The 21,520-nt window shown below is 44.8% G+C and carries 14 protein-coding genes; 12 read left to right on the top strand and 2 right to left on the bottom strand.

Annotated elements, in window-relative coordinates:
- The first annotated feature begins 152 nt into the window (after positions 1-152).
- Together QFZ48_RS09335 and QFZ48_RS09330 are read left to right on the top strand one after the other, a co-directional pair.
- The gene (locus QFZ48_RS09335) at positions 153-671 is read left to right on the top strand and encodes an ArnT family glycosyltransferase (RefSeq protein WP_429062066.1); all 519 of its coding nucleotides are present in this window, start codon (positions 153-155) and stop codon (positions 669-671) included.
- Positions 622-1,644 carry a hypothetical protein gene (locus QFZ48_RS09330; protein WP_429062065.1) on the top strand — a complete coding sequence of 341 codons (1,023 nt, stop codon included), beginning with the start codon at positions 622-624 and terminating at the stop codon, positions 1,642-1,644. The genes QFZ48_RS09335 and QFZ48_RS09330 overlap by 50 nt, the downstream gene beginning before the upstream one ends.
- A 5-nt stretch (positions 1,645-1,649) precedes the next feature.
- Here QFZ48_RS09330 and QFZ48_RS09325 read toward each other — a convergent pair whose 3' ends face one another.
- Positions 1,650-2,393 carry a biotin--[acetyl-CoA-carboxylase] ligase gene (locus QFZ48_RS09325; protein WP_429062063.1) on the bottom strand — a complete coding sequence of 248 codons (744 nt, stop codon included), beginning with the start codon at positions 2,391-2,393 and terminating at the stop codon, positions 1,650-1,652.
- A gap of 158 nt (positions 2,394-2,551) precedes the next feature.
- On the opposite strand from QFZ48_RS09325, the gene rsfS reads away from it, so the two are divergent.
- The 4 genes from rsfS (at position 2,552) to QFZ48_RS09305 (ending at position 6,636) form a co-directional block, all read left to right on the top strand.
- Complete coding sequence (gene rsfS, locus QFZ48_RS09320) at positions 2,552-2,956, top strand: ribosome silencing factor (protein WP_429043755.1); 405 nt, start codon at positions 2,552-2,554, stop codon at positions 2,954-2,956.
- Between the two features lie 76 nt (positions 2,957-3,032).
- The gene (ftsH, locus tag QFZ48_RS09315; protein WP_370909175.1) at positions 3,033-5,060 is read left to right on the top strand and encodes an ATP-dependent zinc metalloprotease FtsH; all 2,028 of its coding nucleotides are present in this window, start codon (positions 3,033-3,035) and stop codon (positions 5,058-5,060) included.
- A gap of 8 nt (positions 5,061-5,068) precedes the next feature.
- Positions 5,069-5,704, top strand: coding sequence for a LutC/YkgG family protein (locus QFZ48_RS09310; RefSeq protein WP_370909176.1), 636 nt, complete (start codon positions 5,069-5,071; stop codon positions 5,702-5,704).
- Positions 5,705-5,811: 107 nt separating this feature from the next.
- The gene (locus QFZ48_RS09305; RefSeq protein ID WP_429062061.1) at positions 5,812-6,636 is read left to right on the top strand and encodes a UDP-2,3-diacylglucosamine diphosphatase; all 825 of its coding nucleotides are present in this window, start codon (positions 5,812-5,814) and stop codon (positions 6,634-6,636) included.
- Here QFZ48_RS09305 and recO read toward each other — a convergent pair.
- Positions 6,608-7,345 (bottom strand): DNA repair protein RecO, encoded by a 738-nt coding sequence (gene recO / locus QFZ48_RS09300; RefSeq protein WP_429062059.1) that lies wholly within the window; start codon positions 7,343-7,345, stop codon positions 6,608-6,610. The two genes, QFZ48_RS09305 and recO, sit on opposite strands and share 29 nt — an antisense overlap.
- 232 nt (positions 7,346-7,577) lie before the next feature.
- On the opposite strand from recO, the gene QFZ48_RS09295 reads away from it, so the two are divergent.
- The 6 genes from QFZ48_RS09295 to QFZ48_RS09270 all read left to right on the top strand — a co-directional run bounded on the left by QFZ48_RS09295 (position 7,578) and on the right by QFZ48_RS09270 (position 21,012).
- Positions 7,578-9,944 (top strand): efflux RND transporter permease subunit, encoded by a 2,367-nt coding sequence (locus tag QFZ48_RS09295; RefSeq protein WP_370909179.1) that lies wholly within the window; start codon positions 7,578-7,580, stop codon positions 9,942-9,944.
- A 250-nt stretch (positions 9,945-10,194) separates the two neighbouring features.
- Complete coding sequence (locus tag QFZ48_RS09290) at positions 10,195-10,884, top strand: hypothetical protein (RefSeq protein ID WP_370909180.1); 690 nt, start codon at positions 10,195-10,197, stop codon at positions 10,882-10,884.
- Positions 10,885-11,361: 477 nt separating this feature from the next.
- Complete coding sequence (locus QFZ48_RS09285) at positions 11,362-14,454, top strand: SusC/RagA family TonB-linked outer membrane protein (RefSeq protein WP_429062057.1); 3,093 nt, start codon at positions 11,362-11,364, stop codon at positions 14,452-14,454.
- A gap of 29 nt (positions 14,455-14,483) precedes the next feature.
- Positions 14,484-15,896, top strand: coding sequence for a RagB/SusD family nutrient uptake outer membrane protein (locus tag QFZ48_RS09280; protein ID WP_429062055.1), 1,413 nt, complete (start codon positions 14,484-14,486; stop codon positions 15,894-15,896).
- A gap of 593 nt (positions 15,897-16,489) precedes the next feature.
- The gene (locus QFZ48_RS09275; RefSeq protein ID WP_429043770.1) at positions 16,490-19,570 is read left to right on the top strand and encodes a SusC/RagA family TonB-linked outer membrane protein; all 3,081 of its coding nucleotides are present in this window, start codon (positions 16,490-16,492) and stop codon (positions 19,568-19,570) included.
- Positions 19,571-19,581: 11 nt separating this feature from the next.
- Complete coding sequence (locus tag QFZ48_RS09270) at positions 19,582-21,012, top strand: SusD/RagB family nutrient-binding outer membrane lipoprotein (RefSeq protein WP_429062053.1); 1,431 nt, start codon at positions 19,582-19,584, stop codon at positions 21,010-21,012.
- The last annotated feature ends 508 nt before the right edge of the window (positions 21,013-21,520 follow it).

Genomic DNA, 21,520 nt, shown 5'->3' with positions numbered 1-21,520 from the left:
TAACGGAAATACATTGCAACATCAGCAGGTATTTCCGTTTTTTTTAATGATTAAAATTTTTTTTGTCACCGCATATGATACATCCCACTGCCGGACAACCAGGGTATCGCCCCACTTCTTTATGGTTGTTATTATCATTCATTATTATAAAGATGGTTTTTCAATATGCAGTATTGAGCCCGTATTACGAGCTTCACCGGGATGAATACCTACACCTGGATATGGCCAATCATCTGGCAGCAGGATACTTATCGGTGCCGCCGCTTACTGCCTTTAATTCTTTACTGATACAATGGTTGGGGAATAATTTTTTTTGGGTGAAATTTTTTCCTGCGTTGTATGGTGCGCTCACGATGGTGCTGATGTGGAAAATGGTGGAAAAGCTGGGTGGCGGCTGGTTTGCGCAGGTATTGGCGGCGCTTGCATTTTTATGTTCAGGCTTGTCCCGCATGAACATACTGTATCAGCCCAATTCTTTTGATATCCTGGCGTGGACGGCCTTGTTCTGGTGCCTGATGCAGTTTCTGCAAACACAGGAGAACAAATGGTTGTTGTGGATGGGCGTGGTTACGGGTGTGGGCGTGCTTAACAAGTACAATATTATTTTTCCTCGTATTGGGGATGGTGGTGGCACTGCTGCTGTCCGCACACCGGAAAGTGTTCAGGAATAAATACCTGTATGCAGGAATGGGAATAGCCGTGGTGATCATTTCTCCAAACATCATCTGGCAGTTGCAGCATGGCATACCGGTATTGCATCATATGAAGGAATTAAGTGAAAGCCAGCTGGTACATGTAAGCCGGGTTTCTTTTTTGGGAGATCAGTTAAAGTTCTTTGTGGGTGGTGCTTTTATTGTGGTGGCGGCGGTTATAGGGTTAATTATTTCGCCGTCGTTCCGATCTTACCGGGTGATAATCGGCATTTACGCACTAACCATGTTATTGTTTACCTATTTCCGGGCAAAAAGTTATTATTCGGTTGGTTTATACCCGGTATTACTGGCTTTCGGGAGTGTTTATTGGGAGCGGATTTTCACGCACGACTGGACGCGTTACCTGCGTTTGCTCTGGGTGGCCCTGATTGTAGTGCCTTTTGGACTGCTGGCGAACGTTATTTTCCCGGTAATGAAGCCTGTTAAGATCCGTGAAAAGGCGGGCAAGTTCCAGGCGCTGGGTTTATTGCGCTGGGAAGACGGGGAAGATCATACCCTTCCCCAGGACTTTGCGGATATGCTTGGCTGGAGGGAACTGGCGGATATGTCGTGGCAAACGTGGCAGCAGGTGCCGGACGCGGATAAACGTTACACCTTGCTGATCTGCGACAACTACGGCGAGGCCGGTGCTTTGAATTACTATAACAGGGGCAGGAATATTCCATTGGCCAATGCAATGGATGCGGATTACGTTTTTTGGTTCAGGGAGATGGACACCATCCGTTACATTGTTAAAATCGGTAAGAAGCCGGAAGGCGCCTATATGAAAATGATAGGCCGGTTGCAGCAAACCTGTGTAATGAAAGATACCTTGTCCAGGGAATACTTATGGGGCGCCGGCGCCTGGCTGTTGTCGGACCTTTCGCCGGAATTGCCGGCAGCGCTGAAGCGGGCTTTGCATGAAGAGCAAAACGTTTACTCCCGGAAGTAACCCGGTTACCGGGTAACAATAAACTCCACTTCGCCAAAGCCAAGTTGTAATATTTCGCCGTTTTTCTCCAGGCAGAGATGGCCGTCGGGCAATACATCGCGGATGATGCCTTCAAAAATTTCCCCGTCTTTCCGGTATAACCCTGATTGTTGCCAGCGGAACAACCGGGAGGTGTATTCAGCAAGCAGCGTTTCATAAATGGCGGGTTGCAGTTGACGGATCCTTTTATCGAGGAAAGTGCAGAGTTCTCTTGCCAGGGTTTCCGCCTCACGGGACTTGCCGGTAATTTGCCTGAGGGAAACGGCATTGGGCAGGTCGGGCGGGAAGGAAGCCTGGTTAATGTTGAGTCCGATCCCGATAATGGCATATTGCCATATATTTCCACGCAATACATTCTCAATCAGGATGCCTCCTGCCTTTCTGTCACGCCAGTAAATATCGTTTGGCCATTTGATGATTGTTTCATCACCGGCATAGGAAGTGAAGAAATCGGTGGTTCCGAGGGCGACTGCCACGCTGAGCATAAACTGTCTTGAAAGCGGTAACATAGCCGGTTGGAGAGCAATTGTGAGAGCGCTGATATCTCCGGGTTGGGCGAGCCATTGTTTCCCGCGGGTTCCTTTTCCGGCTGTTTGGTTGCTGGTAAACCAGGCTGTGCCTGATGTCACCTGGCGGGAATTTACCTGCTCCATGGCATAGTTATTGGTGCTGTCTATTTCGTCTAATATATAAAACGGGTGTCCTATCACATGAATCTTTTTTAGTCTGTATCCGGCCCGAAAAGTAATTCATTTTATTATTTAATTAACATTTTCAGGCCCCCCGCGGCGGATATTAAACATCTTATATTACTGCTTGTTTAGTAACTTTGACAATTAAAGATTATTTTTAACAAAAACGAGATTTATTGGCACCCTTAACCGTTCTGAGCACGAGAAAGAAGGCGCAGCAACGCCTGACCAGAGAAAGTGAAATTTTTACCACCATCATAAAGGCCATACAGGATAAGAAGGGGGAAAATATTGTGTCCCTGGATCTACGCCAGATTCCTGAAGCCGTGGCCGATTTCTTTATAATATGTGAAGCCAATTCCGGCACCCAGGTGAAAGCCATTGCTGATTATGTGTCAGAGGAGGTGGAGAAGCATACTTCAGAGGAACCGTACAAACACGAAGGATTTAGTTCTCAAAACTGGGTTCTGGTTGATTATGTGAATGTAGTAGTTCACATTTTCCAGCCTGAAAACAGGAAGTTCTATAATCTGGAAGAAATGTGGAGCGACGCGGACAGGATGGACCACACAGAAAGCTAAACAAAACAGTTGTTTTAGAATTTAATTATTCATATTATTCTGATTGCAATAAACATCCGTAAAGGAGCGTAAGATTATGGAAAAAGGAGGCAATAACTTCAACAAGGGTTCGGAGAAATCACCTAAGAAAGGACCGAAGTTCAATATATACTGGGTATATGCCTTTATTGGCGTGGCCCTGCTCGCAATGAACTTTTTTGATTTGAGATCCCCAACCAAAGAAATCAGTTTCCAGGAATTTCAGGTGGATTACCTGAAACCGGGAGATGTTGATAAGCTGGTTGTCGTAAATAAAAAATATGTAGAAGTCTACATAAAACATGACCATCTGAAAGAGGCCAAGTTTAAAGACGTTAACAAAAGTAAATTTGGTGGAGAGAACCCCGGTCCTCACTTCCGTTTTTCAATTGGTAGCGAAGAAAGTTTCAAAAAGGATATAGATAAAGCACAGGAAGGTGTTCCGGTAGAAAACCAGGTAAAGATCTCTTATGATGAGCGTCAGAGCTGGTTTGAGCCTATTTTCCAGTTGCTGTTACCAATTATCCTGATCATTGGTTTGTGGATATTGCTGATGCGTAAGATGGGCGGTCCTGCCGGTGGCAGTGGTGGTCCGGGCGGCATCTTCAATATTGGTAAATCGAAAGCTACACTGTTCGACAAAGGTACCCGTGTGAATATTACGTTCAACGATGTAGCCGGTTTGGACGAAGCGAAGGTGGAAGTAATGGAAATTGTGGATTTCCTGAAGAATCCTAAAAAATATACCGCCCTTGGAGGTAAAATCCCCAAAGGCGCCCTGCTGGTAGGCCCTCCGGGTACCGGTAAAACCCTCCTGGCAAAGGCAATGGCAGGCGAGGCTCAGGTGCCTTTCTTCTCCATGTCCGGTTCCGACTTTGTGGAATTGTTTGTGGGAGTGGGTGCCAGTCGTGTACGTGACCTGTTTAAGCAAGCCCGTGAAAAAGCGCCATGTATCATCTTTATCGATGAAATTGATGCTATCGGCCGTGCCAGAGGCAAGAACGTAATGATGAGTAACGACGAACGTGAAAACACCCTGAACCAGTTACTGGTAGAAATGGATGGTTTCGGAACAGACAGTGGTATCATTATCCTGGCTGCGACCAACCGCCCTGATGTACTGGACAGCGCTTTACTGCGCCCGGGCCGTTTCGATCGTCAGATCTCTATCGATAAGCCGGATCTGGCTGGAAGAGAAACTATTTTTGAAGTGCACTTAAAGCCTATCAAAACTTCTCCCAACCTGGACGTGAAAAAACTGGCTTCCATGACGCCAGGCTTCGCCGGTGCGGATATCGCCAACGTTTGTAACGAGGCGGCACTGATTGCTGCGCGTAAAGGCAAAACACAGGTGGAAATGGACGACTTCAATGACGCGATTGATCGTGTAATTGGTGGTCTGGAAAAGAAAAACAAAATCATCTCTCCGGAAGAAAAAGAAGTAATTGCTTACCACGAAGCAGGTCACGCTATTTGTGGCTGGCACCTGGAACATGCTAACCCGCTGGTGAAAGTAACCATCGTTCCCCGTGGTGTAGCTGCGCTTGGTTATGCACAATATCTTCCGAAGGAACAATATCTGTACAACACCGAACAGTTGCTCGATGATATCTGCATGACCCTTGGTGGCCGTGCGGTAGAGGAATTGGTTTTCGGTAAAATTTCTACCGGCGCACAAAACGACCTGCAGGTAATTACCCGTATGGCGTATGCAATGGTAACCGTGTATGGTATGAACGATAAAGTTGGTAACGTATCTTTCTACGATCCAAACAGTGATCAGTCATTTACCAAACCTTACTCAGAAGAAACATCCAAGATGATTGATGATGAAGTAAGGAAACTGATTGCCACCGCTTATATCAGAACTAAAGACCTGCTCACATCCAAAATGGATCAGGTAAAGGCACTGGCAGAAGAACTGCTGAAAAAAGAAGTTTTATACCAGGCCGACCTGGAAAGATTGATCGGTAAACGTCCTTACGATACCCACAAAGAACACCAGCTGGGTAAAGAAGGCGCTCCTACTGAAGGAGTACATCCGTCAGATATCATCAATCCTTCTCCATCACCAGCTAATGCGTAAATAGTGATATGAAGATTTCTCCTGCTAAGGAAAATATTCTGAAGAGAGTACGGAATGCGTTAAGTCAGTCAGTACAGTTGCCCTTCCCGAATTCGGAGGGCAACTCGTCTGTTTTCAGAACCGAGAATGAGAGCCTGGAATTAAAGTTTGCAGAAGAATTTACCCGGTTGCAGGGAAAGTTTGTTTACTGTACAGGAAAAGGTGAGTTGATGGAAAGCCTTCGTGCGCTTTGTGAACACAAAGAATGGCACAATGTGTTTTGCCAGACACCTGCCCTGCTGAAAACAATCCACCAGCAGGATTTACCTGTACTCAACCAGGGGACCATGCACGAAGCAGATGCCGCCATCACGGATTGTGAATACCTGGTAGCCCGCACCGGAACATTGGTGCTGAGTTCCGCACAACCCAGTGGCAGAGCATTACCGGTATATGCGCCTGTGCATATCGTGGTAGCCTACACGCACCAGTTGGTATTTGACCTGAAGGATGCGCTTAATAAGCTGAAAGATAAATATGGTAACGATATCCCATCAGCCATATCTTTTGCAACAGGGCCCAGTCGTACCGCTGATATCGAGAAAACACTGGTAGTAGGGATCCATGGTCCCAAAGAAGTATACGTATTTTTAGTAGACGAATAAATAAATGGCTTTTAGTCTTTAGCTGTTAACTTTCAGTACCGGAGCGATGTATCGCTTCTTCCACTGAAGGCTAACCGTTAAAAGCTAAAAGCTTCATAATTTTAAGAATGGATATTGCATTACCGGCCAATAAGAAAATATATTTTGCCTCAGATTTTCATCTTGGCGCTCCCAATCCTGCCGCCAGCAGGGAGCGTGAAAAGCTGCTTTTGCAATGGCTGGAGCAGGTGGAATCTGATGCGCAGCATATTTTCCTGGTAGGTGATATTTTTGATTTCTGGTTTGAATACAAGCATGTTATCCCCAAAGGATATACCCGCATTTTGGGAAAGCTGGCCGCGCTAAGCGACAAAGGAATCGGTATTTCTATTTTTATTGGTAACCATGATATGTGGATGGACGGGTATTTTGAGGAAGAGCTGAACATCCCGGTTTATTATGAGCCGCAAACCTATACCATTGGCAATAAACGGTTTTATATCGGTCATGGTGATGGCTTAGGCCCGGGTGATCATGGTTATAAGATGCTGAAAAAAGTATTCAGAAACCCGTTTTGCCGGTGGATGTTTTCTGCTATCCACCCGGCCTGGGGCATTGCCCTTGCCAATTATTTCAGCCGCAAAAGCCGCTCTGCCACCGGGCAGGAGCTGGAGCATTTCCTTGGAACGGAAAATGAGTGGCTGGCCATTTACAGTAAAGAAATACTGCAAAAAGAACATTTCGATTATTTCATCTACGGGCACCGGCATCTGCCCCTCGATATTCCATTACCCGGCGACAGCAGGTATATCAACCTGGGTGACTGGCTGAATTATTTTTCCTACGCTGTTTTTGATGGGAATACGGTGGATCTGAAATTCTTCACCGAAGAGGGAGCGAAGGCCGCCAGGCTTGGTCAGCAGATCAGGCATCCAGGATCTCGTGTAAAATAGGCGGGGAATGCATCTCTGTAAAATCAGGTAAGTGTAGCCGGAAAAACTCCAGGTACGCATACAGTAATTTTCTTCTTCTTTCTTTATTCATTGTAATCGCCGCCAGGTGCTCTACTGCCGTGCATTGAAACAGCTGGTCTGTTAATTCGCTGCTCTGTGTATCAAGGTGATTGGCGTGATGTGGTGGCAGATCGGAAAAGGTACCTTCCTGTAAATCCAGGTAAGGGGTGTACTCAGAAAATCTGCCATTGAGCCGGAAACCCAGGTGCTCTCCCATTTTCAGCGTAAAGTACAAAGGCAGGTTTGCCACCACCGGCAGGCCGGAGACGTCCAGCAGTTGCAGGATATTTTCTGTAAAGAAATAGAGATCGGTTTGTTGCTCCGGTTGCTTCAGGCATTTCTGGAGGAGCTCTATCATGTAAAGGGCTACCGTATTTTTTACCACATTAAGGTGTACGGAGTTGTACAGATATCCCAGTTTGTATTCGGAAATGCGTTGAAGGTTTTTGATTTCGTTGTGATATACCACCAGTTCCAGGATATTACCCGGCTGCAGCAGATTTCCTTTGGCAGCTTTGGGTTTGGAGGAACGGGCGCCGTTTACCATATACGATTGTACCCCGAAGAGTTCAGTAAATATACTCACGATCAGGCTAGTGTCGCCATACTTTACCGTGCGTAATACGATGCCGCGTGTTTTGTGAAGCAATTTTTCCTGGCTTTTGCTGTTAGCAGTTAGTGAAAGAAACCGGAATGCAAGTTACACAAACGAAGGGATTGAACGGCTAAAAGCTAAAACCTAACAGCTGGCAGCTAAAAGGAGTCAGCTCATCGCTGCCTGTTAACAGCTAATAGCTATTTTAATTACCTTTACGCCCATTACTAAAAAGGAAATCCTTATGTGGCAACGTTTAGCAGGCTTTGTGCTAAAATATCGATTATTGCTTCTTGTTCTACTGCTTGCCGGTACCGGCGTGATGGGTTATTTTGCCAGCAAGGTACAAATGTCATACGACTACGTGGCCACTATACCCCATGATAATCCTAAATTTCTTGAGTACCAGGATTTTAAGAAGAGATTTGGCGGAGATGGTAATGTGCTGATGCTTGCCGTGCAAACAGATAAATTTTTCCAGGCAGATTTTTTCAAGGACTATGTTCAGCTGAACAAGGACATGAAGAATGTTTTTGCAGTGGAGAATATTATGAGTGTGCCGATGGCTATCAACCTGGTGAAGAACGACAGCACACAGAAGCTGGAGGCTAATTTACTTTTCCAGGGGGATCTGACCAACCAGGTGGTAATCGATAGTTTATCCCGTGTTTTCCACACCCTCCTTTTTTACAAAGGACTGCTATACAACCCCGATACCCATGCTTACCTCATGGCTATTTATGTGAACAAGGATGTATTTAATTCCCCGAAACGTACGGCTGTAGTAAATGAAATTACGAAGCTGGCCAATGCCTTCCAGGAAAAGCAGCATACAGAAGTACGCCTGAGTGGGCTGCCGCTTATTCGTACAGCCATGGCCGTTAAGGTAGCGGATGAGCTGAAGCTGTTTCTGAAAATCTCTTTCGTGTTAACTGCTTTGATCCTGTTCCTGTTTTTCCGTTCATTTGGCGCGGTACTGATGTCCATGATTGTAGTGGCTATCGGTGTAATCTGGTCAGTGGCTACCATCGTACTGATGGGATATAAAATTACATTACTTACCGGGCTTATACCTTCGTTAATAGTAGTGATAGGGATTCCCAACTGTGTATACTTCCTGAGTAAATACCATACAGAATACGCCAAGGATGCCAATAAAACACGGGCTTTGGTGCATATGATACAGCGGATGGGGATAGTGACCCTGTTTACCAATCTTACAGCTGCCATTGGTTTTGGGGTGTTCTGTTTCACAAACAGTGCCATCCTGAAAGAGTTTGGTGTAGTAGCAGGGTTGAATATCATGTTCATCTTCCTGATCTCTTTTATTTTCCTGCCCTCTGTTTTAAGTTATTTACCTGCGCCTAAGAGCAAGCATACTACTTACCTGGATAACCGGTTCTTTGGGGCGATACTTGATTTCCTGACCACGCTGGTGTTTAAATACCGCCCATGGGTGTACGGAGTAAGTTTGGTGCTGGTGATAGCGGCCATTGTGGGAATGGGGCGCTTGCAGTCTGTGGGCTATATGCTGGACGATATTCCGCATACTGATAAATTGTATACGGATCTGAAATTCCTGGAAACGAATTTCAAAGGGGTAATGCCACTGGAAATTGCGGTGGATACGAAAAAGAAGAATGGTGTAATAAACCTGCAGACGCTGAATAAGTTGGATGAACTGACACAGTTGATTGCTGCGCAGCCTGATTTTGGCCGTCCATTGTCGGTAGTAGAGGGTATTAAGTTTGCCAAGCAGGCATATTATAACGGGGACAGCTCCAACTTTGCGGTACCCAACCAGTTTGATCTGGGCTTCCTGGCGCCTTACCTGCGCATGAAGGGTGGGAATACTGCCGGACCCGCTTCTACTTTCTCCAAACTGGTTTCTTCCTTTATGGACAGCACCAGGCAGGTGGCCAGGTTGAGTGTAAATATGAAGGATGTAGGATCGCAGAAGCTGCCGTTGTTGCTGGATTCATTGCAACCGCAGGTAACTGCTATTTTTGATACAGCGCATTACAAAGTAACTTTTACCGGCACCAGTGTGATTTTCCAGGAAGGTACCCGTTTCATTATTAACGGGCTGATGGAGAGTATTATCCTGGCTTTTGTGTTGATTATGCTTTGTATGCTGTACCTGTTCCGTTCCTGGAGGATGCTGATCATATCATTGATCCCGAACGTGATTCCACTGGTGGTTACCGCCGGTGTGATGGGATGGGTAGGCGTTCCGTTGAAACCATCTACGGTATTGGTGTTTAGTGTAGCGCTTGGTATAGCCATCGACGTTACCATCCGTTTCCTGGTTAATTTTAAGCAGGAGTTGCCGCGGCATGATTTTGACATCAGTGCTACGGTGAAGCAAACGATCCATGAAACCGGGCTGAGTATTATTTATACCTCTGCTATCCTGTTTGCCGGCTTTATGATTTTCAGTTTCTCGGGATTTGGTGGTACAAAGGCATTGGGCTGGCTTACTTCCCTGACCCTGGTGGTGGCAATGGTTACGAATCTGACTATTTTGCCGGCTTTACTGTTGTGGATGGAAAAGGCATTGTTGAAGAAAGCGAAGAAGAAAGAGCTGTGGAAGCCGTTGGACGAGGAGGAGGACATTGACATAAAGGAGCTGGGGATCAGCGATCAGGAATAGTTTATAAAGACAATCATATGAGCCACCGGGTCAAGCAGGGCATGTTTTTCATGCTGCTGGTTGCCGCGGTGGCTTTTTAGTGCCGGCAAACTGCAGTGGATGCTAAATATTTAGCTAAAATGGACAAAAAAAGAAGCTGAAATGATCTAGTGGACAGCATTCACATACACTTATAGCCGCTTGTAAAAAAAGGGGTGGGATTATAATGAAAAAGTATGAGGTTTAGTACGCCATTCTAACCACATAGTTCATGAAAAATAAGTACTTAAAGGGCGCTCATTTATCCGAGCGCAAATTTAAGGAGATCCTGCGGCTGTTTGCCGATGATCTTACTGCGACCCAGATAGCGAATATCAGCGGTGTAAGCAGGGTAACTATTAACAGCTACCTGAAGAAGCTACGACACCAGATTGCGCGATACTGTGAAACGCAGCATCCTGTGCCTGTTCCCGTGTTAACGTATGAACCCCGGCAAAGTGACCTTAATTCCGACCACGACAGCGACACGCTGGTGGCGGTAAAACCGGAAGTAGACCGGATTGTTAAGCCCGTAATCTTCGGCATCTGCAGATCCTCAGACAGGTTACACACCGAAATTCTTCCAGACGTAAGTCGGTCTATGATTCATGCGGCTACCCGCGGTCGTTCCGTATTGGAAACGCAGGTGGCTACAGAACGTTTGCGCCGGTTCAACGGGTTGGTGGATTTGGGTCAGTACCGTTTATACAGGCTGGGTCAGACTTCTGATACGCATCAGATGGATGATGTAGATGCTTTCTGGGGACTAACCAAGCACCGCCTGGCTAAGTTCAAGGGGCTGAACCGGAATACTGCCTATTTACATCTGAAAGAGTGTGAATACCGCTTTAATCATCGTAATGATGATCTCTTTACGGTATTGCTGGAGTTGTTAAAAACATATCCGCTTACCCTTTCCTGATAAAAAATATTCGCCCCGCATTTATGCGGGGCAACTTTAATCTCGATTTAGATTTTGGTTGATGAGCACAGGCGGTATTCTTGCCGCTTGTTTATTTTTATGCCCTTACAGATAACTTGTAATAATTATATGTTAATGAGATGTTAAAAAGATGTTATCCAAACGTTATCGGGAACTTTCCAAGCTTAACTTTTTGTTAAGAATTATTATATTTGAGGCTGGTTGAAAATTTGCTAAGGAAACTGCTTATGAGGAAGAAGTTGACTGCTTCTGCTGGTTATTCATTGAATAAATCGCAATAGAACTGCTCAATTGTTTAATTTGGTCAATATCACTGTACCGTTATACCTGCTCCAGCTTTAAGTATCCAATTACAATTTCACCAAACTGCTTATTTAACGGGAACCAATTGAATTAAGGCGTATGGCCTTGATAATGATGATTATTTTTTAAGGTTAAGGAAACAAAATCATGCTTATGAGGAAAGTATTATTTCTCCTCTTGTCCGTGCTATTTCTGGGCGGGCAAGTCTATGCGCAAAGCCGCACAGTAACAGGGAGAGTCACTGATGCCACAGATGACTCAGCTATTCCGGGTGCCAACATCCAGATTAAGGGCACCGCAAAAGGAACCGTCACAAATCCGGAAGGGGCTTACACTATCCAGGTAGATGCAAATGCCACATTGATCGTATCATTTATCGGGTATGAGGCCAAAGAAGTACCGGTGGGTACTGCTGCCACATTGAACGTAAAACTGAAAACAGATTCCAAAAGTCTGGATGAAGTAGTGGTAACGGGTTACACGATGGAGAAGAAGATCAACTCCACCATCGCGGCATCCAGTATCAATGGTGCAAAGATCAACAACGTTGCGTTGCCTGATGTAAACCAGATGCTCCAGGGTAATGCGCCTGGCGTTGCCGTATCAACTAACTCCGGTCAGCCTGGCGCGAAAACGGAGGTACGTATCCGTGGTATCGGCTCTATTTCAGCGAGCAACAGCCCACTGTATGTAGTGGATGGGGTAATCATTTCCTCCGGGGATTTTACCCAGAATACTCCTTCCCAGGATGTAATTGCGAACCTGAACCCTGCCGACATTGAAAACGTGACCATCCTGAAAGATGCGTCTGCAACTTCATTGTATGGTTCCCGCGGTTCTAACGGTGTGGTAGTTATTACCACCAAAACGGGGAAGAAAGGCCAGAGCAGAATTAATTTCAATGCCAAGTATGGTTTCCAGGACCTGTCGCACGGGATTGACATGATGAATTCCACTGAACTGCTGGCTTATCAGCGCGAGGCGATGAAGAATGCGACCAAGAAAGATGGCACACCGCTTTTCACTGCAGAACAGATCCTGGCTAATCGTCCGAACAGCCTGGCAAATATCAATACCAACTGGATAGACGAGGCCTTCCGCACCGGTAAAACCCAATCTTATGGTATCAACGCAGGCGGCGGAAATGAAAAGACACAGTTCTATGCTTCCGGCGATTATTTCAAGCAGCAGGGTATCCTGATTGGCTCCGACTTCAGCCGGTACAGTGGCCGTTTGAACGTGGATCATAAATTCAATGAGAAATTTGACCTGAGCGTAAAGGTGAACGGCAGCTACACAGATCAAAGAAGTGCAAGCGCAGGTAACAGTTACTCTTCACCATTGATGGGTGCGCTGGCAAATTCTCCGTTTATCCCTTCCCGTGATGAGAACGGAAACCCCTATAACGGATATACTGCCGGACAGCCAGGCACTACTTCCTGGGCTGGTTTCGCAGATATCCCCTCCTCCTACCGCCCGGTTTTACGTGGAGGCAACTTCGTGAGCACGGTGAACAGTAACTACAACAGGAGCAATAATACCCAAACAGTTTTTAATGCTGCATTGGGCTACAACATTATTGACGGGTTACGTTTCGTAGTGAAGGGTAATGCCGAGTTGACCAACATCCGTGAAAAGCAATGGACATCTCCGGATTCTTACGATGGACGTAACTATGGCGGTTACCTGTATAACGTGAATACCAACATGGCATTGTATACTACCCAGCAATTGCTGACTTATAATTTCAACCTGGGTAAAGATCATAGTATCCGCTTACTGGCAGGTAATGAATACTCCTTCCAGAACCGTGTGTGGAACTATAGTGCAAAGAATGGTTTCCCTAATGGCCAGGCACAGGTGCCGGACGCGGGTTCCCAGTATTTCGACATGGCTGGTGATGAAACCTCCTACGCTTTCCAGGGTATACTCGCGAAAGCAGATTATGACTATAAATCAAAGTATTTCTTAAGCGGTAGTTTCAGAAGAGACGGTTCTTCCCGTTTCCCTAAAGACAACCGTTATGGTAACTTCTACTCAGTAGGTGCTGCATGGCGTATTACAGAAGAGGAATTTACTAAAAATATATCCTGGCTGAACGACCTGAAACTGCGTTCCAGCTATGGTATCATGGGTAACGCAGAAGGTTTGGGCGATTATCCTTATCAGCCGCTGTACAGCCTCGTGGGCGCTTATGATGGCGGATCAGTTGCTTATCTGAAGCAACCAGGCAACATGGCATTGAGCTGGGAAAAACAAAACCTGTATGATGTTGGACTGGATATCAGTGTGCTGAAAAAACGTTTATACGGTAGCGTAGGATATTACGACAAGCGCTCTTCCGCATTACTGATGCAGCTGCCATTATCTATGACCAGCGGTTTTGATGTAATGACGATGAACGTGGGTAAGATGCTGAACCAGGGCTTTGAAGTAACAGTGGGTGGTATCCCGGTGTCTACTAAAAACTTCCAGTGGACTTCAGATCTGAATTTTGCTACGCTGAAAAACAGGGTACTGTCACTGGGCGGCCAGCAATTTATCCCGGCAGGTTCCCGCCAGCGGATTGAAGTAGGTATGCCATTTGGCTCCTGGTACATGCCGGTGTGGGCGGGCGTTGATCCTGCTACCGGGGCTGCCACCTGGGAAGGCGCTGATGGAAAACCAACTTCCGATTATAATTCAGCAGTGAGAAAATATGTTGGCCAGGCGCTGCCTAAAATTACAGGCGGTTTTACCAATAAATTCTCTTACAAGGATTTCGACCTGTCTGTATTCATCACATTCAGCGCTGGAAATAAAGCGTACAACTATAACCGTTCCTTCCTGGAAAGCGATGGTAATAACACTACCGGAAATCAGGCAAAAGATGCCGGCAGCCACTGGGAAAAGCCAGGCGATATTGCTGACAGACCAAAAGTTATCTGGGGCAATGGTACCAACTCTAATGCTTCTTCTACCCGGTACCTGGAAGATATCTCCTACGTGCGTTTGAGAAACCTTTCACTGGGTTACAATCTTCCAAAAAGCACTTTAAGCAGATTGAAAATGCAGGGATTAAGAGTGTATGCACAAGCAGAGAACTTATTTACGCTGACAGGATATAAAGGATGGGATCCGGATATGAGTACCAACCCGATTTCTCCGACCAGCACTGCATCTCCGGCTACTACCAATGCAGGAACCGATTTTTACCGTTATCCTACTTCAAGAGTGATCACGTTTGGTATTAGTGTGGGATTGTAATGAAGTAACAACAAAAATTTAGTTTAATTATGAAATATTCAAAACTCTCCATATTAGCATTGGCTACGGCTGGTTTGTTTTCAGCTTGTTCCAAGCTGGATCAGAATCCGCAGTCATCATTGAATGAAGGTGATGCCGTAACTGAAGGGAATGCACGTATTCTTGCAAACGGAATGTATGAGCGTATGCAGGCGCTGGAATATTATGGCCGCGACTTCATGATCGTAACAGACCTGGGTGGCAATGATATGAAGATTACTTCCCAGAACTCCAACCGGTTTATTACAGAATTCCAATTGAACTACACACCGCTGCTGGCGCCACAAACAAATACCTTCCTGAATGCTTACAGGGTGGTAAACCAGGCGAATGTGCTGATTGATAAACTGCCTGAAACAGAAAAAACCGGTGCGATCCGCGGAGAAGCTTATTTTCTGCGTGCACTGGCTAATTTCGACCTGGCCAGAAGGTACACAAGACCATATACCAATATAGGAGCAAAAGTAAATGAGCCTAACACCGGGATTACCCTGGTGACCAAAGCGGTGGATGCACCCGGTACATTCAAGCCTGGTCGTAGTACGCTGGCTGAAACTTACGCGGCTATTATCAGCGATCTGAAAGTGGCGCAGCAAACCGCTCCTGCCGGTAAATCTGAGAGCAACAGCGCGAATGTGTTTAATGCTACGAAGGATGCAGCAACAGCCTTGCTTAGCCGTGCTTACCTGTATAAGGGCAACTGGCAGCTGGCTATTGACGAGGCAGATAAGCTGATCGGGAAGTATCCTTTATATGAAGCGTCTGAAGTGGCGAAAGCATTTAATTTAGATGCAGCCGGTTCTGAAGAAATCTTTTCCCTGCGTTTTCTGACACCGGATGGCGGTGGCTCCAATAACTTCGGTTATATGTATGTGCCTGCTAAATTAGGTGGGTATGGAGATATCAGGCTCACAGATGGCTTTATGGAACTGTTGGATCCAAAAGATGCGCGTAATGCACTGGTGGAGAATCTTGATGGCAGTAACTACCTGATGAAATTTTCAGGTAATGAAGCTACCGGCCAGGTGGGTCTTGTAAACGTAAAGATCCTGAGAATAAGTGAGGTGTTGCTGAATCGTGCAGAAGCTTATGCTGAGCTGGGCAACCTGCAGAAAGCCACGGATGATGTGAATATGCTGAGAGCGAAACGTGGACTGGATCCATTTACTGATGTGGCCAATATCAAAGCTGAGATTATTAAACAGAGAAGATTGGAACTGGTGGGTGAAGGTTTTGGTATGTCTGATCTGTTCCGTAAGAACGGGCAGCGTAATATCAAAGATGCTAATGCGCTGAGTACAAGGGTTACAGAAGCGAATGATTTTCGTGTAGCTTTCCCGATTCCGCAGGCCGAGATGGATGCAAATCCAAATATGGTGCAGAACCAGGGTTATTCCAATTAGTATTATTATATGATTTGAAAGGTGCCTTCAGCGAAGGCACCTTTTTTATTTCACCGGAGACTACTGGATAAGAAGAAGCGGACCGGATACCCATTATTTATTTAAGGAGTACCAGGTGAGGCATCTTTTTAAATGAAAAGGTATACAAGGTAATTAATTATATATTATAATTAATATACTATTAGTTGAATAGTGATCCTCAGAGGCCAGCAGGTGTTGGATATATCGGGAACGGATATTTTAAAAAAAAGCCAGTTTTGCACTAGTATTTTTTAAATTTCCTATATTGCAGTAGAATTTAAACAATATTTAACAAATACGTATCAGAATCTAAAACAGAATCTAAAGAACAAAATCTTAATTAAGTTGGTGCTTGTGTTGATTTAACCGCCATTTCAATCTATACCGGAAACAGTTTCTGATATAGTTAGGAAGAGAACAGAGGAGAGAAACTGGAATTTGCTTTGAGAAAATACGAATAAGGAAGGATGGGTTATGAGGAAAACGATTTACGGAATAACCTTTGGCTAAATGAGTACAGCACTCCCATTTTTATTAGTTAACTGACAATATCTTTCAAATCTAAATTGCTTATGAAAAGAGGACTACTCTTATGGTTGCTCGTGGCCATCAGTGTTGTGCAAGCCTATGCACAAACAAAATTAATCAGCGGCAAGGTTACGGATGCTAAAGACGGCTCCGGACTCCCTGGTGTATCTGTCGGAATTAAAGGTACAGGTAAAGGTTCCCTAACCACCAACGATGGCACTTACAAACTCGAAGCTCCTGCGGGTTCCGTGCTTGTTTTTTCTTTTATTGGGTATGCTTCCAAGGAAATTCCTGTTGGGGCCGAAGGCACTATCAATGTGGCTCTTGGCGCCGACAATAAAGATCTTAGCGAGGTAGTAGTTACCGCGCTGGGTATTAAACGTGAAAAACGCACCCTGGGTTATACTACGCAGGAAGTAAAAGGTGATGATATCGTGCAATCCAAGGAAGTAAACTTCCTGAATGGTATGCAGGGTAAAATTGCCGGTGTGCAAATCAGTAATACTTCTGGTATTCCCGGTGGTGGTACCCGTATCGTTATCCGTGGTGCGGCCTCTTTAACCGGAAATAACCAGCCACTTTTTGTAGTGGACGGTAACCCGATTGATAACAACCAGATTGGTGCAGGTGACACTGACGATGATCCGGTTCTGGCAGGAGGTACTACTCCCAACAGAGGTATTGATATTGATCCGAACATCATTGAATCAGTAAATATTCTCCGTGGCGCTTCTGCAACCGCATTGTATGGTTCCAGGGCAGCTGGTGGTGCGGTAATCATTACTACGAAAACCGGCGCTGGTCTAAAAGGTAAAGCTTTCAGCCTGACAGTAGGTTCCAGTGTGAACATTGACAAAGTGGTATTGCCTGAATTTCAGACCGGTTGGTCACAGGGTAACAACGGCGTATTCTTTGATGGAATAAACAATAAAACTTCCCGTTCCTGGGGTGCCAAAATGGATACCTTAAAGGTGGATGGCAAGCCAGCTGTTAAATATGATCCACGTGACGCGTTCTTTAAAACAGGTACTACCTGGGATAATAACATCAGTCTGAACGGATCTACAGAAAAGTCAAATTACCTGATGTCCTACTCTTCTTTAAGACAGGAAGGTGTGGCTCCTGGTACCGACTATTACCGTAACTCCTTTTACGCAAATTTCTCTACCCATCTTACTGATAAGTTAACTGCGACTACTGGTATCAGTTATATTGACTCACGTAACGACCGCTTGCTGGAAGGTAATGGTAGTGGTGGTACTTCTTACCTGGCTAACCTTTACAATGCGCCAGTAAGTTACAACCTGTTACCATATGAGAACCCGGTAGATAAGTCACAGAATATGTATAAGGTTAGTGCTAATAACCCTTTCTGGACCGCGGCTAATACCGGCCTGCAACTGAATGTATCCCGCTTCATTCCTAACTTCAGCCTGGTATACAATCCACTGAATTGGTTAACATTAACGGAAAGAATAGGTGCGGATATTTATACAGATGAACGTGTATTTCATGAAGCAATCGGCTCCTTCGGTGGTTTCCCCAATGGTCGTATGTACAATGAAATCATTAACAACAAGCAAATTAACCACGATTTCTACGCTACCGCCAGGAAAGAATTTGATAAATTCGATCTGACCGTAATGGTAGGTAATAATATCATTTCTGAACATTATACTGACCAGTTTTCAAAAGGTGTAGGATTATCCGTACCTGGTTTCTATGATATTACCAGTGCAGAATCTGTAACCTCCACCAAATCTTTCTACGATAGAAGAAGGGTGAGTGTTTACGGACAGGCAATCCTGGAATATAACCGCATGTTATCTTTAACATTAACCGGTAGAAATGACTGGTCATCTTCCATGCCGGCTAAGAATAATTCCTACTTCTACCCTTCTGTGACTGGTGCATTTGTATTTTCCGAACTGGAAGGATTAAAAGACAGCAAAGTATTATCTTTTGGTAAAGTAAGAGTTGCTTACACCGCCATTGGTAATGACGCACCTCCTTACAAGGTAGCAACGCCTTTCAATAAAACGGTAGTGGGTGATGGTCTTCGTGGCTCACTGGATCTTCCTTTCAACGGTGTAAATGGTTTCTCCAAGAATAACGTGTTGGGTAATCCTGACCTGAAACCAGAGAAAATTAAAGAATTTGAAGTGGGTCTGGAAACAAAATGGTTGGACAACCGTATTGGTCTGGAAGCAAGTTACTATAACAAGGTTAGTACCGACCTGATATTCCAGACAGCAGTATCTGCTGGTTCCGGTTATACCCAGGCTGTAATCAATGCCGGTAAGATCACCAATAAAGGTCTGGAAGTAACTTTAAATGCCAATCCAATCAGATCAAAAGATTTCAACTGGAATATTTCTGCTAACTACTCCAGGAACAAAGCAATGATCAATGAGTTGACAGAGGGTGTAACTTCAATCCAGATAGGCGGTTTCACTACTCCGGGTATATACCTGGTGGCCGGTCAGCCTTATGGTACTATCAGAGGTTCACGTTACATGAGAAACGACCAGGGTAAACTGCTGATCGATGATGATGGTTATCCTACCCAGGAAGATGGAACTTCCTTTGATATTGGTAATACCCAGCCAAGATGGATTGGTGGTGTAACCAACAGCGTATCTTATAAAGGTATCAACCTGTCGTTTACTTTCGACGGCCGTTTTGGTGGTCAGGTGATCAACTTTGATGAATACTACATGACCTTCTACGGTACCAGTGGTCTTACCAGCAGCCGCGACGGATCAATGGTATATGACGGTGTAACTGCCGATGGTAAGCAAAATACCAAATCCATTAAAACTGATCAGGCTTACTGGCAGGCATGGGGTGATACTTATGAAAACCTGATCCAGGATGCAACCTTTGTAAAACTGAGAAATGTTACACTGGCCTATAATTTTAGTCCGAAGTTGTTAAAACGTACTCCATTTAAAGCAGCAGTATTTTCTGTTGCCGGTCGTAACCTGTGGATCTACACCCCACACTTTACCGGTTCAGATCCTGAATTGAGCACTTATGGAGCAGGTAGTAACTCCGGTGGTTTTTACCATTACGTTTCACCAAGCACCAGATCTTACAATGCAACTTTGAAGTTAACTTTCTAAACTGAGTAATGATGAACAAGAAGATAATTATATCCATTATAGCGGGAAGTGTAATGTTAGGGGGTTCAGGATGTAAAAAATTCCTGGATGTAAATAATGACCCGGCTGCAGCCACAAACGTAACTGACGCCCTGTTGGTGGGCGGAGCCGAATTAACTACTGCATTTAATATTGCGGGTGGTTATCCTGCCAGAACCGCCGCTTTCTGGACCCAACAATTGGGTTATGATCAACCCGCACCCGAGTGGGATACTTATAAGGTAACAGCTTCCGATGTGGATAATACCTGGTCTTTTGACATGTATCCCCAGATCCTGAATAACCTGAAGATCCTGCAGGACCAGGCTACTACCGCAAATCATCCACATGCCGCTGGTATGGGAAAAATATTAATGGCTTATAACCTGGCTGTTACTACCGACTTGTGGAATGCAATTCCTTATTCACAAGCATTTACCGGCTTTGAAAACTTTAAGCCGAAGTATGATTCACAGGAAAGCATTTATACCAGTATTAATACGCTGTTGGATGATGCTATCGCTCTACTGGCTAAAGAAGATGCTTCCGCATCAGTTGGCGATAAAGATCTGATATATGCTTCTGACCCTGAAAAATGGACCGCCTTCGCTTATTTCCTGAAAGCACGTTTTGCTTTACGTTTAACATATGCACCTGGTAAAGTGGCCGCCACACAGGCACAGGCAGCTTTAACAGCATTGACAAAAGCTTTCCCAGATGAAAGTTATAATCCCGGCGTGAAATTCGAAAGCAAATCAGGAGCGCAGGCACCTTGGTCCCAGTTTACTGATAATGATAAATGGGGTAGTGTTGCAGTATCCTCTACTTTCATTCAATTATTGAAATCAACAAATGATCCCAGATTATCCGTAATGGTAGACACAGCTTTGTTGGGAGGCGGTTATAGAGGCAGGATAATAGGCGACGAGCAAATTAATATTGATTCACTTTCAGCTGTAGGTAAATTTTTTGCTGCTGCTGATCAATCGGTTTATTTGGCTACATATGATGAACAACTGTTTATTAAGGCAGAAGCTACCTTCCTGACTGCTGGTTTTGTAGCTGCACAACCAATTCTGAACAGTGCAGTTGAAGCAACCTTCACAAGATTTGGAATGAAACCACTTGGCGCAGATAGTACAGCGTTTAAGACCTATTTGGCAGCTAAATGCAAGCTCACTGCTGCTAATGCTTACGAGGTGATCATGACACAGAAATATATCTCTAACTACCTGTCTCTTGAATCATACAACGACTGGCGCAGAACCAATTTCCCTAAGCTGACTGTTGTACAGAATGCTTATCAGGGTATTACAACTGTTCCTCGCAGATGGGTGTATCCAGCATCTGAAAATGAAACAAACGCACAGCCAGAACAGCCTGCCAAAGTTACTGATCGCGTTTGGTGGGATACCAAACAATAATCAGTACTTCATTTAACTAATAATAGAAAGCGGTTGTCTCTTTTTGAGACAACCGCTTTTTTTATGCCCATTTTCTACTCCCCCTAAAATGTTATTTTTTACTTGAAAGGTTTACTTATATTTGCTCCCGTCATGAAAATTTTCATGAAGCCAAAATCGGGAATCAAGATTCATTTTAGCGTAATACAATACAACAACAACGAATACATTTTTTTGCTTATCGGGAATTTATAACGGGAATATTTGCTTATGGGGAGCGGCTTACAGCCAGATTTTCCATCTAATTTAATGAGATTCAATAGTTGCCACCCTGCAGTTTACGCAGTAACGGAACCGTATTTTCTGTAACCGCAGAAAATACCTGGCAACCCGTTTACAGCAATCTGTATAAAATTATCTGATTATTCAGTGGCATGCCACTACTGTACGCTTATTCACTTGTTTTTATAATGTTAGGATTGCTTATGAGTTTTGGAATGCTTATGTAGAATTGTGCTTTGCGAAGGTT

Source organism: Chitinophaga sp. W2I13 (assembly GCF_050434005.1).
In the GTDB taxonomy this organism is placed as follows: domain Bacteria; phylum Bacteroidota; class Bacteroidia; order Chitinophagales; family Chitinophagaceae; genus Chitinophaga.
The sequence above is the reverse complement of the archived record's forward strand: the minus strand, read 5'-3'. Positions and strand labels throughout refer to the sequence as shown.